The organism is Gordonia sp. CPCC 206044 (assembly GCF_048537895.1).
GTDB lineage: Bacteria > Actinomycetota > Actinomycetes > Mycobacteriales > Mycobacteriaceae > Gordonia.
The window spans coordinates 76,774-90,484 of the sequence record NZ_JBCLVL010000004.1 but is presented as its reverse complement, the minus strand read 5'-3'; the positions used below and the strand labels follow the sequence as shown (position 1 = coordinate 90,484).

At 68.9% G+C, this 13,711-nt stretch carries 15 protein-coding genes; 9 read left to right on the top strand and 6 right to left on the bottom strand.

Features of this window, described 5'->3' with window-relative positions; all coding sequences use genetic code 11:
- Positions 1-90 precede the first annotated feature (90 nt).
- Both AAFP35_RS07115 and purE read left to right on the top strand, forming a co-directional pair.
- The gene (locus tag AAFP35_RS07115; RefSeq protein WP_419221152.1) at positions 91-1,335 is read left to right on the top strand and encodes a 5-(carboxyamino)imidazole ribonucleotide synthase; all 1,245 of its coding nucleotides are present in this window, start codon (positions 91-93) and stop codon (positions 1,333-1,335) included.
- Entirely contained in the window at positions 1,332-1,892 is a 561-nt protein-coding gene (gene purE / locus AAFP35_RS07110; protein WP_419220861.1) for a 5-(carboxyamino)imidazole ribonucleotide mutase, read from the top strand. The genes AAFP35_RS07115 and purE overlap by 4 nt, the downstream gene beginning before the upstream one ends.
- A 37-nt stretch (positions 1,893-1,929) precedes the next feature.
- Here purE and AAFP35_RS07105 read toward each other — a convergent pair whose 3' ends face one another.
- The 5 genes from AAFP35_RS07105 to AAFP35_RS07085 all read right to left on the bottom strand — a co-directional run bounded on the left by AAFP35_RS07105 (position 1,930) and on the right by AAFP35_RS07085 (position 6,376).
- On the bottom strand, positions 1,930-2,760 hold the full coding sequence (locus AAFP35_RS07105) for a dienelactone hydrolase family protein (protein WP_419220860.1): 831 nt from the start codon (positions 2,758-2,760) through the stop codon (positions 1,930-1,932).
- A 17-nt stretch (positions 2,761-2,777) separates the two neighbouring features.
- Entirely contained in the window at positions 2,778-3,152 is a 375-nt protein-coding gene (locus AAFP35_RS07100) for a nitroreductase family deazaflavin-dependent oxidoreductase (RefSeq protein ID WP_419220859.1), read from the bottom strand.
- A gap of 37 nt (positions 3,153-3,189) precedes the next feature.
- Positions 3,190-3,828 (bottom strand): YdcF family protein, encoded by a 639-nt coding sequence (locus AAFP35_RS07095; protein ID WP_419220858.1) that lies wholly within the window; start codon positions 3,826-3,828, stop codon positions 3,190-3,192.
- Between the two features lie 115 nt (positions 3,829-3,943).
- On the bottom strand, positions 3,944-4,657 hold the full coding sequence (locus tag AAFP35_RS07090) for a TIGR03089 family protein (protein WP_419220857.1): 714 nt from the start codon (positions 4,655-4,657) through the stop codon (positions 3,944-3,946).
- 12 nt (positions 4,658-4,669) lie between these two features.
- On the bottom strand, positions 4,670-6,376 hold the full coding sequence (locus AAFP35_RS07085; protein ID WP_419221151.1) for an LCP family protein: 1,707 nt from the start codon (positions 6,374-6,376) through the stop codon (positions 4,670-4,672).
- Between AAFP35_RS07085 and AAFP35_RS07080 the strand changes: the two genes are divergently transcribed.
- The 4 genes from AAFP35_RS07080 (at position 6,371) to AAFP35_RS07065 (ending at position 9,899) form a co-directional block, all read left to right on the top strand.
- Positions 6,371-6,763 carry a hypothetical protein gene (locus AAFP35_RS07080; RefSeq protein ID WP_419221172.1) on the top strand — a complete coding sequence of 131 codons (393 nt, stop codon included), beginning with the start codon at positions 6,371-6,373 and terminating at the stop codon, positions 6,761-6,763. The two genes, AAFP35_RS07085 and AAFP35_RS07080, sit on opposite strands and share 6 nt — an antisense overlap.
- Positions 6,764-6,943: 180 nt before the next feature.
- Positions 6,944-7,852 (top strand): dTDP-4-dehydrorhamnose reductase, encoded by a 909-nt coding sequence (gene rfbD, locus AAFP35_RS07075; protein ID WP_419220856.1) that lies wholly within the window; start codon positions 6,944-6,946, stop codon positions 7,850-7,852.
- Between the two features lie 54 nt (positions 7,853-7,906).
- Positions 7,907-8,794, top strand: a complete 888-nt coding sequence (locus AAFP35_RS07070) for a glycosyltransferase family 2 protein (RefSeq protein WP_419220855.1) — start codon at positions 7,907-7,909, stop codon at positions 8,792-8,794.
- Positions 8,784-9,899 carry a sugar phosphate nucleotidyltransferase gene (locus AAFP35_RS07065; protein WP_419220854.1) on the top strand — a complete coding sequence of 372 codons (1,116 nt, stop codon included), beginning with the start codon at positions 8,784-8,786 and terminating at the stop codon, positions 9,897-9,899. The genes AAFP35_RS07070 and AAFP35_RS07065 overlap by 11 nt, the downstream gene beginning before the upstream one ends.
- 7 nt (positions 9,900-9,906) lie before the next feature.
- Here the strand turns inward: AAFP35_RS07065 and AAFP35_RS07060 are convergent, their stop codons facing one another.
- Positions 9,907-10,539 (bottom strand): O-methyltransferase, encoded by a 633-nt coding sequence (locus tag AAFP35_RS07060; RefSeq protein ID WP_419220853.1) that lies wholly within the window; start codon positions 10,537-10,539, stop codon positions 9,907-9,909.
- A gap of 282 nt (positions 10,540-10,821) precedes the next feature.
- On the opposite strand from AAFP35_RS07060, the gene sigE reads away from it, so the two are divergent.
- The 3 genes from sigE (at position 10,822) to AAFP35_RS07045 (ending at position 13,672) form a co-directional block, all read left to right on the top strand.
- Positions 10,822-11,436 carry an RNA polymerase sigma factor SigE gene (gene sigE / locus AAFP35_RS07055; RefSeq protein WP_419220852.1) on the top strand — a complete coding sequence of 205 codons (615 nt, stop codon included), beginning with the start codon at positions 10,822-10,824 and terminating at the stop codon, positions 11,434-11,436.
- 139 nt (positions 11,437-11,575) lie between these two features.
- Positions 11,576-12,085, top strand: a complete 510-nt coding sequence (locus AAFP35_RS07050; protein WP_419220851.1) for a zf-HC2 domain-containing protein — start codon at positions 11,576-11,578, stop codon at positions 12,083-12,085.
- 135 nt (positions 12,086-12,220) lie between these two features.
- Positions 12,221-13,672 carry a S1C family serine protease gene (locus AAFP35_RS07045; protein ID WP_419221150.1) on the top strand — a complete coding sequence of 484 codons (1,452 nt, stop codon included), beginning with the start codon at positions 12,221-12,223 and terminating at the stop codon, positions 13,670-13,672.
- Positions 13,673-13,711: the final 39 nt, after the last annotated feature.

Sequence of the window (13,711 nt, the reverse complement as noted above, 5' to 3'; positions counted from 1 at the left end):
ACCCGGTCGGAGACCGGAATGCCGACCCGGTCGGAGACCGGAATGCCGACCCGGTCGGAGACCGGAATGCCGACCCGGTCGGAGACCGGAATGCCGACCCGGTCGGAGACCGGAATGCCGACCCGGTCGGAGACCGGAATGCCAACCGTGACCATGATCGGCGGCGGCCAGTTGGCGCGTATGACGCACCAGGCGGCGATCGCTCTGGGGCAGTGTCTGCGCGTGTTGTCGGTGAGCGACACCGATCCGGCGGCGCAGGTGAGTGCCGACGTGGTGGTCGGCTCGCATGACGATCTCGACGCTCTTCGCGAGGCGGCACGCGGTGCGGTGGCGTTGACGTTCGACCACGAGGGTGTGCCGCTGACGCACCTGCAGGCCCTGGAGGCCGACGGCGTCGCGGTGCGGCCGCCCTCGGCTGCACTGCATTTCGCGCAGGACAAACTCGCGATGCGGTTGCGCTTGTCCGAACTGGGATTGCCGATCCCGGATTTCGCCGACCTGACCGGAGACCGAGACGCGGCTCGCGCCCGGTTCGTCGAGTTCGGCGAGCGGCACGACTGGTCGATCGTGCTGAAGACCATCCGCGGCGGGTACGACGGCCGCGGTGTGTGGCTGATCGAGCATCGCGAGGAAGCATTGGCCGTCTTCGACGAACACATCGGGTCGGGCCCGGGCCTGATCGCCGAACAGATGGTGCCGATGCGACGCGAGCTGTCGGCGATGATCGCCCGGTCACCGTTCGGCCAGGGGGCCGCGTGGCCGGTCGTCGAGACGGTGCAGCGCCACGGGCAGTGCGCTGTGGTCCTCGCCCCGGCTCCGGGTCTCGACGAGGAGGCGGCCGGGCGCGCACAGCAGATGGCGTTGGGATTGGCCGACGCGCTCGGTGTGGTCGGCGTGATGGCGATGGAGCTGTTCGAGACCACCGACGGTGAGATCCTGGTGAACGAGTTGGCGATGCGGCCGCACAACAGCGGCCACTGGACGATGGACGGCGCGGTCACCTCGCAGTTCGAGCAGCATCTGCGGGCGGTCCTCGACTATCCGCTCGGCGACACGCTCCCGCGGGCGTCGATCACCGTGATGGCGAACATCCTCGGGGCCGCGGATGCGCCCGCGATGTCGATGGACGAGCGTCTGCACCACCTGATGGCGCGGATGCCGGACGCCAAAGTGCATCTGTACGGCAAGGGAGAACGCCCCGACCGTAAGATCGGGCACGTCAACATTGTTGGCACCGAACAAGATTCGGTCGCCGACGTCCGGGAGCGTGCTGAACGTGCCGCTCATTGGATGTCGCACGCCGAATGGACCGATGGATGGGATCCGCACGCATGACCGACACCACCGCCACAGACACCACCGCCACCGACGACCCCGACATCACGCGTCCGCGTGTCGGTCTGATCATGGGCAGCGACTCGGACTGGCCGACGATGGAGGCCGCGGCCGAGGCGCTCGCCGAGTTCGAGGTCCCGTTCGAGGTGGGTGTCGTGTCGGCGCACCGCACACCGCAGCCGATGCTCGACTACGCGTCGGGTGCCGCGGCGCGCGGTATCTCGGTCATCATCGCCGGAGCGGGCGGCGCGGCCCATCTGCCGGGCATGGTCGCCTCGGCGACGCCGTTGCCGGTGATCGGCGTCCCGGTCCAGTTGCGCACACTCGACGGTCTCGATTCGCTGTTGTCGATCGTCCAGATGCCCGCGGGGGTGCCGGTCGCGACCGTCTCCATCGGTGGCGCGCGTAACGCAGGACTGCTGGCCGTGCGCATCCTGGCATCCTCCGATGCCCGATTGCGTGCTCGCATGGAGGATTTCCAGCGTGGTCTGGAGACCATGGTGCTCGAGAAGGACGAGGCCCTGCGTCGCAAGCTGCTCGGCGGAGAGCAGGACTGACCGACGAACCGGATGATCGACGGCCGGTTCGGTTACCTCACGGCGATCCTCCGCCGGTGAGCTTGGCCTCGAAGAAGTCCAGGACCTGCTCGCGGGTGTCGTAGGTCGGCTGTCCGGGTTCGTCGACGAGATCCTCGGTGAGCACCGAATGTGGCGTCGGCAGCATCGAATCCGGATTGGCGGCAGAGTCGGGGAGTTCGACCGCCAGGAACGCGTCACCGAGTTGTTCACGCAAGAAGTCGAATCGGTTGCCGGGGGACAGGCGGTCACCTTCGAAACGCAGCCCCATCACCTGGAGTCCGGCCGCGCAGCGCGATTTCACGCGCGCGAGATCGGCGTCGCTGAGGTCGATGGACCGGTTGCGCGAGGGGATGATCCCGAACGGCAGCGAGGGCTGCGAGAGCACCGGTGCCAGCAGCCGGTCGTCGGTGGCCATGGCCAGTGCGAATCCGCCGGTGAAGCACATGCCGACCGCACCGACACCTGGTCCGCCACACCGTTCGTGTTCCTGTTCGGCGAGTCCGCGTAACCAGTCGGCGACCGGGGAGGTCTTGCCCGTGGCGAGCACGGTGAACTCACGACTGATGCAGGCTTTGACGATGGTGCCCACCATGTTCCGGCCCGAGCCGAGATTGCCCAGATTCTCCGGACGCGGATCGCGGCCGTCGACTCCGAACAGGGACGGCATCACGGCGGTCAGGCCGCGGGCTGCGACCTTGCGGGCGAAATCGGCGACCTTGGGACTGATCCCGGGCATCTCCGCGATGACGATGACCGCGGGCCCGGTGCCTTTCGAGTAGACGCGACGGGTGGCAGCGCCGACCGTGACGTCGCGGGCGTCGAAGTCGTCGAGTGGATCGTCGGCCATGAGAGGTCCCCCTGTGGTCAGTCGTCGACGATGGTGCCGATGAGAACGGAATCGAAGAGCCGGGCCGGCAGTCGCGCACCGGACGCCACGTCCGGTGAGTCCGACGGGATCACACGCGGGCGAACCACCTTGTGGTGCTTGGACTTGCGGATCAGGCCGAACTCTCCCGCGGCCTCGACGTTACGCACCCAGTCGGTGTGCCGTCCGTAGGTCAGGACGATGGAGAGCCGATCGCCGTCCACCCAGGCGAGGACCGGGATCGAGTACTTCTTCCCGGTTCGACGCCCGACGTGTTCGATCATGGCCCACGGCGCCAGCCGCGGTGCCCACTGCCGTTGCAGGGGGTTGGTGATCACTTTGTTGACGTGTGCGACCGTCCGAGGGATCTTCATGGCTACGAGGATGCCGTACCGCGCCGGTCGGGGTGGGTCAACTGCCCAGATACCCGCTTCCCGAACCGGTGCCCTGTGCGGCGCCGTTGGTGTAACCGCTGATCACGCCGGCCACCGGGATCGAACCTCGTACGGCCGAACGGAAATTCAGCATCGCCCGCTTGACGTGGGCCGGACTGCTCACCACGACTGCTCCGGTGGCCCTCCCGGCTGCGAGCATCGCAGCGGTGTTGCGGGCGTTCTCGGCGGTAGAGCGGGAACGATTCTCGGTGGCTACCCGGTTGCCCGCCACACCGTGCGCGATCAGCCATGTCCTCATGGCCTGGGCCTCGGTGCGACCGCCGCGCGGCAGTCCGCCCGTGGTGATCAGGCCGGCGGTCGGGAACGTGCGGGCCAGCGACAATGCGGCGAGGAGGCGTGTCACCAGGACGGGCTTCATCGAACCGTCGCGGTTGAGTGCGGCACCGAGGACGACGATGCGTGTCCCGAACGGATTCAGCCGCAACATCATCGGAACCTCGGGCGTCAACCGCTCCTGATCGGTGCACCACCGGATCAGTTGCGGGATGGCGGTCTGACACCCTCCGACGGTCGACAGAACCCCGTTGACCATCGTCGTCGGTGATGCTGTGGCGGTCGGCACCGAGGTCGGCCCCGCTGCGACGATGACACTCATTACCGTGGCGCCCAACAAAAGGGCGAGTCTCCCCTTTATCCGCATGGCCCAACGGTAAGGAGGGCCGGGCCACCTGTCCGGCTTTCCGGGGAATCGTGACCTCCGGCGAAATGGATCAGCGCAACACGACGGTGGCCCGTTCGGTCGCCGCGAGCGCATCGAGACGCGTGTCGTCGGCGTGCGCGACCGTGACCAGCGAGGCGCCGGCGATCAGGGGAGCGAGCAGGTTGGCGGTGACGTCGGCGGCCGTGTGCCACCCACGGGTGGTCACGACACGTGCACCCGCCGAGATACCGGCGCCGGCCGCCGCCGCCGCGTCGCGGACCACCTCGTCGGTGGTCGCATCATCGAGCACCGGGCCGGTGGGAGCCGGACCGGGACGGTACTGATCGCCGTGCACACGCACGGCGGTCGCGAAATCCGTGATCCCCGCGGGCAGGTCGCGCACACCCATCGCGAATGGGTCGAGCGAGGCGACGAGAACCTCGTCCACATCGCCGTGGTGATCGATCCGGTCGGCGGAGGTCACGACCGCCTGCAACGACCCGTGGTCGACGTCGGACAGGTGTACCCGAGTGCCCGCCCACCAGGCGCCCAACAGGATCGCGGCGGTCTGCCAGTGCTCGGGAAGGTCCACGAGGATCTCGTCGCCGGCCCCGAGTCCCAACTCGTCGACGAAGAAGTTCGCCGACTTGGCCGCCCAGTTGCCCAGGGTCGCGGCCGACAACTCGGTACGTTCGCCGGATGCGTGGTCGTAGTGGGTCAGCAGCGGCTGCGACCAATCGTCGACGACGTCGAGCACTGCGGAGGTGATGGTTGCGGGACTCATCGGACCAGCATCTCAGTTCACGCAGGCGGGCCCGTCGCTGCCCGCGGTGATGGGCGGCCGCTTGTTGCCGACCCGATCGCTCGCCGGGGTGTTGTCGGCCTGCTGGCCGGTGTCACCGATCGACCCCGGCCCGTCGTAGGTGTTGGTGAGCACCGCGCGCATCCGGTTCTCGGGCATCGATGGGTCGGCACGCACCTCGACGCCGCCGAGATCCTTGGCGAGCTGTTTGGCGCCATCGTCGTCGGCGCTGTGGGAGTACACCACCGAGTTGCGATCGCCTGCTGCGCCGCTCGCGGTCTTACCCGCCTGGAAACCCTTGTTGGTCAGGATGTTGGCCACATTGGACGCGAGTCCGTCGACGGTACCGGCGTTGACCACGTCGACCGTGTAGTCCGAGCGCTGGGCGTCGGAGGATTTCTTCGCGTTCAGCAGGTTGTCGGTGTAGGCGTGCACCTGCTTCGGATCGACCTGCACCACGCTCTGCTGGCCGTCGTCGCTCCACCCCTGTTCGGTGACCACCGGGATGGTCGAGAACTTCACCTTGCCGCCGGTGAGATCCTTCAGCTGTTCGGCGAAGTGCAGCACATCCCAGTTGTCGTCGATGACGACCGATCGCGACACCGCCTTTTCGAGTTCGGAGATCTTGCCGGGGTCGGTCAGCATGTGCGCGGAGAGCATCTTCTGGGTGAGTGAGGCCATGAAGACCTGCTGTCGGGTGATCCGATCGAGGTCGCCGCGGGGTAGATTGTGGCGCTGACGCACGAAGCTCAGGGCTTTGGGGCCGTTGAGCGTCTGCTTGCCTGCGGGGAAGCGAGCCCCCGAGAAGGGCTCTCGCACCGGGGCCTTGAGGCACACGTCGACACCGCCGACCGCGTCGGTCAGCAGGACGAACCCGAGCAGCCCCACCTCCGTGTAGTGGTCGACCTTGACGCCGGTCAGGTTGGCGACGGTGTCCACCAACGCCTTTCGGCCGGCCTGCGTGCCCTCGCGTTCGGCCTTCGACTCCGAGTCGCCGGCCTCGACGGCGCGGCGGCGTACGCCCTCCTTGGTGGTTCCGTACGCGGCGTTGATCTTCGACATCCCGATTCCCGGCACATCGACGTAGGAGTCGCGCGGGATGGAGATCGCGGTCGCCGACGAACCGTCGTTCGGGATCCGGATGAGCAGGATCGTGTCGGTGTTGGTCGCGACCTCCTCGCCGGAGCGCAGCCATTTGAGTTCCTTGGCCGACAACGGGTTTCCCTTGGCGTCGGTGCGGGAATCGGTACCGACGAGCAGGATGTCGACGGCACCGTCGTCGGCGCCGCCGAGGCCGAGGCCTGCCGCCTGGGTGATCTTCGAGTTCAGGCCCGTGACGCTGTTCCAGGCATACCCGGTGCACAACAGCACCGCTGCGGAGAGCAGCGCGACCAGTCCTCGACCGACGCCACGGCGCGTCGAGCGTGATCGCCACGAGAAACGCGGCGTCGCGGGAGCGGGTCGCGTCGCCGCCTGCGGGCGGGTCGCGCCGTCCGGGCGTGCGGTGTTCGGACGTTCGGCGTTCGGACGTGCGGTGTTCGGGCGACCGGGCCGTTGGCGTGGTCGGCCCGTACCGTTCGGGTTCGCGGCTCGTCGGGGGCCTGCGGCCGCCGCCCGGGGATCTGCGGTGCCGTCGGCGGACCGAGGGCGCGGGCGTCGACGAGGTGCGCCGCCGTTGCGGTCGTCGCGGCGGGTGTGGATCTCGCCCGATGCACGCCGAGTGGTGTCGCCGGCCGGATCGTCGGGGCCCCCACCCTCGGTCCGCCGACGGCCCGGTGGGGTGCGTCGCTGCGCACCCTCGGGCCGCCTGCCGGTCGCGCCGGGCTCGCGGTCGCGGGACTCCGGCGCACGTCGCCGCCGTTCGGCGGGATCACGCCGGGGCTGTTCGCGGCCGGGGTCGCGACGCCCTTGCCGGCGGTCGCCGCCATCGCGGCCGACCTGGCCGCGGTCACCGGGGTCGCGACGTGTCTGACCGTCGGGGCGCCCGGCGGATGGCTGCGCACGTCGGGCGCGCGGGCCGGTGGGCTCGTCGGGACGTGCGCCACCTCCGGGACGTCGCCGGGCACCATCGGGTCGAGACTCCACTGACGGGTCAATCCTTTTCATCTGTTGCGCAAGTGCGTGACGTTGCGTGTGTTGTCTGTTGTTACTGCGATGACGCAAGGCTACTGAAGTGAACAATGAATTCGGTGCCGCAACGCCGGGGGTCGGCGAGACTCACATCACCGGTCGTCCGCTCGACCGACGGCGTGCGGCAAGATGTGTTCCATGACCGCGACCACCTACATCGTCGGCGCCGCAGGCCAGCTCGGCACAGCCCTGCAGAACAGTCCGCATGCGCCGTCGCAGGTACGCGCACTGACGTCGGCCGATCTCGACATCACCGACCAGGCCTCGGTCGCCGACGCCCTTGCCGCCCTCGGCCCCCGCGACGTCGTCATCAACTGTGCGGCCTACACGAATGTCGATGGCGCGCAAAGTGATGTCGACAGTGCGGTCGCCGTCAACCGTGACGGACCGCGCCACCTCGCCCGGGCCACCGCGGCAGTCGGTGCCCGGTTGGTCCATGTGTCCACCGACTACGTGTTCGCAGGCGCCGCGGCCACATCGGATCGACCAGGCCGGACGGTCCCCTACGAACCCGACGACGTGTCCGGCGAGCCGGAGACCGTGTACGGCGCGTCGAAGCTGGCAGGCGAGCGCGCCGTTTCCGGCGCCGACCCCCGCGCGACCATCGTGCGCACCGCCTGGGTGTACACGGGCGGCCCGGAGAGTCCCGACTTCGTCGGCACCATGCGGCGGCTCGAGGCGGACCGCGACGAGGTGACCGTCGTGGACGACCAGACCGGCTCGCCGACGTACGCGCCCGACCTCGCCGATGCACTGTGGGAACTCGCCGCCGACGGCCGGGACACGACGCGCGGAGTCGTGTTGCACGCCACAAATGCCGGCGGCGTCACCTGGTATCAGGTCGCCCGCGCGGTGTTCGACGAGATCGGTGCGGACCCGTCGCGCGTCCGGCCCTGCACGACCGCCGACTTCCCGCGTCCGGCACCACGACCTGCCTTTTCCGTATTGTCCGGATCGTCGTGGACGGCCGCGGGCCTCGCGCCGCTGCGGGACTGGCGCGCCGCCCTGCACGACGCGATCCACCAACCCCGCGACACGCGTGGATGATGCAGGGTCCTCGGCCGTCAACCGATCGCTCCCGGCGTTGGTTACCCTGACCCGGTGACTGCTCAGCTTGCCGTCGTGACGGTGACCTACTCGTCGGGGGAGTACCTCACGACCTTCTTGCGCAGCCTGGAGAAGGCGACGTCGTCGGCGATCCCGCCGGTGATCATCGCCGACAACGGCTCGACCGACGGTGCTCCGGAGGCCGCCGAGCAGGAGAACGACAACGTCACCCTGGTCCGCACGGGCGGCAACATCGGCTATGGCGGTGGCGTCAACCGCGCCGTCGCGGAGGTCGATCCGGACGTCGAGTTCGTGGTGATCGCCAACCCGGACGTGGAGTGGGGGCCGGGCTCGCTCGACGAACTCGTGGCCGCTGCGCAGCGCTGGCCGCGCGCCGGGTCGTTGGGTCCGCTCATCCACGAACCCGACGGGTCGATCTATCCGTCGGCACGACGGGTCCCGGACCTGGTGTCCGGGGCCGGCCACGCACTGTTCGGCACGGTGTGGAAATCCAATCCGTGGACGGCCGCCTACCGCGCCGACAGCGCGGCACCGAGTGAACGTGCCGTCGGGTGGTTGTCCGGATCGTGTCTGCTCGTGCGTCGCGCCGCCTTCGACTCGGTCGACGGCTTCGACAGCCGCTACTTCATGTACATGGAGGACGTCGATCTCGGGGACCGGCTCGGCCGAGCCGGGTGGCTCAACGTCTACGTGCCGTCGGCCGAGATCGTGCACACCAAAGGCCATGCGGCCGGGCGCAATCCGGAGAAGATGCTGCCTGCCCACCACCGCAGCGCCTACCGCTTCCAGGCCGACCGCAATCCGGGTGTGCTGCGCGCGCCCATCCGCCTGGCCCTGCGTATCGGGCTCGCAGTGCGATCCAAGGTCGCGGTGGTCGCGGCCCGAAGGCGAGAGAACAAGGTGGAGTCCGGTGACCAGTGACAACCGAGAAGAGGCCATCGTGAGCGAAACAGACCGTCCGTCGGTGCAGGCGGTGGTTCTCGTCGGCGGAAAGGGAACCCGGCTGCGGCCGCTGACGCTGTCGGCACCCAAACCGATGCTCCCGACCGCCGGGGTCCCGTTCCTCACCCACCTGCTGTCCCGCATTCGCGACGCCGGGATCACCGACGTGGTACTGGGCACCTCGTTCCAGGCGCACGTCTTCTCGGAGTACTACGGCGACGGTTCGAAACTCGGACTGCGGCTGCGCTACGTGACCGAGACCGAACCACTCGGTACCGGCGGCGGCATCCGCAACGTGTTGCCCGAGCTGACCGCCGACACCGTCCTGGTCTTCAACGGGGATGTGTTGGGCGGCACCGATGTCCGTGAGGTGCTCGCCACCCATGAGAGCAGTGGGGCAGACGTCACCCTGCATCTGGTACGGGTCGGGGACCCGCGTGCCTTCGGGTGCGTGCCCACCGACGACGACGGCCGGGTCACGGCGTTCCTGGAGAAGACCCAGGACCCGCCGACCGACCAGATCAACGCCGGGACCTACGTGTTCAAGCGGTCGGTCATCGAGCAGATCCCGGCCGATCGGGCGGTGTCGGTGGAGCGCGAGGTGTTCCCGAAGCTGCTGGCCGAGGGGCGGCACATCCACGGCCACGTCGACCACGCCTACTGGCGGGACATGGGCACACCCGAGGACTTCGTCCGTGGGTCGGCCGATCTGGTGCGCGGAATCGCGCCGTCGCCGGCTCTCGGTGACCGCCACGGCGAATCGCTCGTCCACGAGGGCGCCGGTGTGGGCCCCGGTGCGGTCCTGATCGGTGGCACCGTGGTCGGTCGCGGCGCCGAGATCGGTCCCCGCGCACGTCTCGACGGTGCGGTCGTGTTCGACGGCGCGGTGATCGACGCGGGAGCGGTCGTGGAACGCAGCATCGTCGGATTCGGGGCGCGCATCGGTCCGCGGGCTCTCATCCGCGACACCGTGGTCGGCGACGGTGCGGACGTGGGCGCTCGCTGCGAACTGTTGCGGGGTGCCCGGGTGTGGCCCGGCGTGCAGATCCCCGACGGCGGGGTGCGGTTCTCGACGGACGTCTGAGGGCGCCTCAGCGGGCCTTGGCGGCCGCGAGCACCCCGGCGCCGAGTGGGATCACGACCGGCAGCAGACGTTCGTCGTCGGCGATGAGCATCGCGGCCTCACGTGCGGCGGCGGCCGGGGGATCGGTGCGGGTGGGATCGGCGACCGCACCGTCGGCGGTGGCGTTGTGCACCACCACGACGCCGCCTGGGCGCAGCATCCGGACGGCCTCGGCCACGTTGCGCGGATGATGGATCAGGGGACCGTCGACGAACACGAGATCGTAGGTGGAGTCCGACAGTCGCGGCAGGACCTCGGTGGGTGTCCCGTTGATCAATCTCGTCCGACCGGGCGCGATGTCGGCGGCCGCGAACGACTGACGGGCCGCACGGTGATGTTCGGGTTCCGGGTCGATGGTGGTCAGGACGCCGTCGGCGGCCATGCCGGCCAGCAGCCACAGCCCGCTGACGCCTGCCCCGGTGCCGATCTCGGCGACCGCGTGGGCGTCGCACGATCGCGCGAGGAGCGCCAGCAGCGCGCCGACCGCCGGGCTGACCGCGGTGGCGCCGAGCTCTTCGGCACGGGCCCGGGCCGCGACCAGGGCGTCGTCCTCGACGATCGCCGACTCGGCGTAGTCGATCAGGGCTGAGGAATCGGTCATTCTCTGAGGTTATGACGTGTCGTCGCGATTGCGCGGGTGGCGCGCCAACCACAGAGGAACTCGGTGGTCAGCGCCGCTGCGAAGACGGATCGGCGCGGCCGCCGAGACCGCCGCAACTTCCTCAGCCAAACCTCAGGAGTCTCATACGGCGACCACACCCCGATGCGAGAGGGTTTGAGGAGCGTGTCGGGGGGAGGAATACCTCGACGACACGCGGGGTTTACCATCGTGAACATCCGTCATTTGGCGGAGCGGTCCGAAGAAGGGAACTGGCCACCCAACATGACTGATCCCGAGGGGTCTGCAGACGCCGTCCCGGCCGGAACGGCCGGATTCGATGCCACTGGTGACGAGCGCTTGATGCCGTCATGGGATGAACTCGTGCGCGAACATGCCGATCGGGTGTATCGGCTGGCGTACCGGCTGTCCGGTAACCAGCACGATGCCGAGGACCTCACGCAGGAGACGTTCATCCGGGTCTTCCGCTCGCTGTCGAACTACAAGCCGGGCACCTTCGAGGGGTGGCTGCACCGCATCACCACCAACCTCTTCCTGGACATGGTGCGTCGTCGCGGCAAGATCCGCATGGAGGCATTGCCCGAAGAGTACGACCGCGTTCCGGCCGACACCCCGGATCCGCAACAGATTTTCCACGACGCCAACCTGGACCCGGATCTGCAGGAAGCGCTCGACGCCCTGCCGCCGGAGTTCCGTGCCGCAGTGGTGCTGTGCGACATCGAAGGTCTGTCCTACGAGGAGATCGCCACCACCCTCGGGGTCAAGCTCGGTACCGTCCGCAGCCGCATCCACCGTGGCCGACAGACCGTCCGCGATCACCTCAAGGCCAAGGGGCACCACAACAGCCGCTCGGTCGTCGTCGGTTCTCGACAGGCCTGACCACCGCCGTCTCGCGGCGCGTCCCATCCGGGAACCCCTGGCGTCCCGCCGTCGTTGTCACCTTCGGATAGGCTCGGATATTGCGCCGTCGGGATACCGCGCGCGAGTGAAACGCACGTGTGGAAGAGGTGAACGTCAGATGGAGATGGACCGAGGCCGAACCTCGGAGGAGTGGGAACCGAACCCGCCATCCGCATCGAATCTCCGCCGACGTCGTCGTTCCGCATGGAACCCCGCAACATGGAGTCCGGTGACCACCTCTTTCGCCCCGAATCGTGAGTATCGGGCACCCGGTATGGCCGGTGGCCGACGTTTCGCGCCGACCGAGCATCTCGCTGCGGAGGCGGTCGCCGCCTTCGTCGACGGTGAGTTGGGGATGACCGCACACATGCGTGCTGTCCAGCATCTGGCCATCTGCCCCGAGTGCATGTCGGCGGTCGATGCGCAGATGTCCGCACGTTCGCGGCTGCGCGCGGCTGGTGACGTCTCGTTACCCGCCGGGCTGCTCGGTCAGCTCAGTGCCATCCCCACCCGCGAGATCGACATGACCGCACCGCGTTCCGAACCTCCCACCGACCGGCACGAACCGATCCCACCGTGGGCCGCCCATGGCACCCGGTCCCGGATGAGTCGCTGGCGGGGCCGCTGACACGTGGACGACAACACACCGGAGGACGCACTGGACGAGCCGGTCGGGCCGACCGATGGTCGGCCCACAGACGCCCAGCCCACAGATCCCCAGAACCCCGAGGCCGGTCTCGAGGGGTCACCGGACGCCGCCGGCGTGACCGGGCCCGCCTCGAGCGGCGAAGCGGCGCGGCACCTGGCGATTTCACCGGAGACGGTGGCCGTGTTCGGTCGCCCGCGTGGCGTGCAGGGGTCGTTCGCGACCTCGCCGGACGAGGCGCGCGACCGCCTCGAACCGACGATCGCCCCGCCCGATCCCGTCCTGGCCGAGGCGTTCGGACGCCCGCAGGGCTCCGCCGAGACACTCCAGCGCGACCCGCTGGCCACCTATGGCGAGCCCGAGGCGTCGGACAGCCCGGCCGACCCGTGGCGCGATCCGGAGAGCCCGGCGAGTCTGGACCAGCCTGCCCTGGAGACCCCGAGCGCCCCCGAACCGACCGAACCGGGTCCCAAACTCGGCGTGCAGGACGTGTTGTTCGGCAAGCGGGTGGGCTGGCACGCGTTGGCCACGCTCGGTGTGCTCGCGTTGCTCGTCGGTGTGGTCGGCGGACTGATCGGACGATGGACCGCCGAGGTGGTGTCGCCGCTGAACTCCGATTCGGTCCAGCTGTCCACCGGGGACCGTGACGACAACGACGCCCCACGCTCCCCGGTCGCGAAAGTGGCTCGCGCCGTGGAGAAGTCGGCCGTCGCCATCGACGTGCGCACCTCCAGCGCGGTGGGCACCGGGTCAGGCTTCGTGATCGACGAGAACGGCTACATCGTCACCAACAACCACGTCATCGCGATGGCCGCGAACGACCGCAATGCCAAACTCGAAGTCGTCTTCTTCGACCGCAAGCGGGTGCCCGCCCGGATCGTCGGCCGGGACACCAAGACCGACCTGGCCGTGGTGAAGGTCGACAACGTCGACAACCTCACCGTCTCCGATCTCGGCAACTCCGACGACCTGCAGATCGGGCAGGAGGTCATCGCCTTCGGCTCACCCCTGGGCCTCGACCGCACCGTGACCAGCGGCATCGTCAGTGCCCTGAACCGCCCGGTGCCGTTGCGCCCGGACGCCGAATCCGACACCGACGCGGTGATCGACGCGATCCAGACCGACGCCGCGATCAACCCCGGCAACTCGGGCGGACCGCTGGTCGACGATCAGGCGCACGTCGTCGGGATCAACACCGCGGGCCTGGTGCCCGGCGGCGGATCCATCGGACTGGGCTTCGCGATCCCGATCAACCAGGTGGTCCCCATCGCGCAGACGTTGATCAAGAACGGCAAGATCAACCACCCCCAGATCGGCGTCAACGCCAGCTCGGTCCGCAACGACCGCGTGCTGGGTGCCCAGGTGCGCAACGTCGTCGCCGGCGGTCCGGCCGAACGCGCAGGCGTTCGCGAGGACGACGTGATCACCTCGTTCGACGGTCGTACGATCGAGAGCGCAGACGAGTTGACCGTCGCGGTCCAGACGGCGAAGATCGGTGAGAAGGTCCCGTTCACCTACTGGCGCGACGGGCGCACGTTCAACGGCACCATCACGCCGGCGAGTGACTGATCGGGCGCGGCACCAGACCGCGACACCAGACAGCGGGGA

What these genes read in the sequence shown, in the direction of transcription:
- AAFP35_RS07090 (WP_419220857.1), bottom strand. Translation starts at nt 4,657, where the DNA reads ATGAGTCCCGCAACCATCACCTCCGCAGTGCTCGACGTCGTCGACGAT.
- AAFP35_RS07105 (WP_419220860.1), bottom strand. Translation starts at nt 2,760, where the DNA reads ATGGCCGACGATCCACTCGACGACTTCGACGCCCGCGACGTCACGGTC.
- AAFP35_RS07060 (WP_419220853.1), bottom strand. Translation starts at nt 10,539, where the DNA reads ATGACCGATTCCTCAGCCCTGATCGACTACGCCGAGTCGGCGATCGTC.
- rfbD (WP_419220856.1), top strand. Translation starts at nt 6,944, where the DNA reads ATGACCGCGACCACCTACATCGTCGGCGCCGCAGGCCAGCTCGGCACA.
- AAFP35_RS07050 (WP_419220851.1), top strand. Translation starts at nt 11,576, where the DNA reads ATGGAGATGGACCGAGGCCGAACCTCGGAGGAGTGGGAACCGAACCCG.
- sigE (WP_419220852.1), top strand. Translation starts at nt 10,822, where the DNA reads ATGACTGATCCCGAGGGGTCTGCAGACGCCGTCCCGGCCGGAACGGCC.
- purE (WP_419220861.1), top strand. Translation starts at nt 1,332, where the DNA reads ATGACCGACACCACCGCCACAGACACCACCGCCACCGACGACCCCGAC.
- AAFP35_RS07095 (WP_419220858.1), bottom strand. Translation starts at nt 3,828, where the DNA reads ATGAGTGTCATCGTCGCAGCGGGGCCGACCTCGGTGCCGACCGCCACA.
- AAFP35_RS07100 (WP_419220859.1), bottom strand. Translation starts at nt 3,152, where the DNA reads ATGAAGATCCCTCGGACGGTCGCACACGTCAACAAAGTGATCACCAAC.
- AAFP35_RS07115 (WP_419221152.1), top strand. Translation starts at nt 91, where the DNA reads ATGCCGACCCGGTCGGAGACCGGAATGCCGACCCGGTCGGAGACCGGA.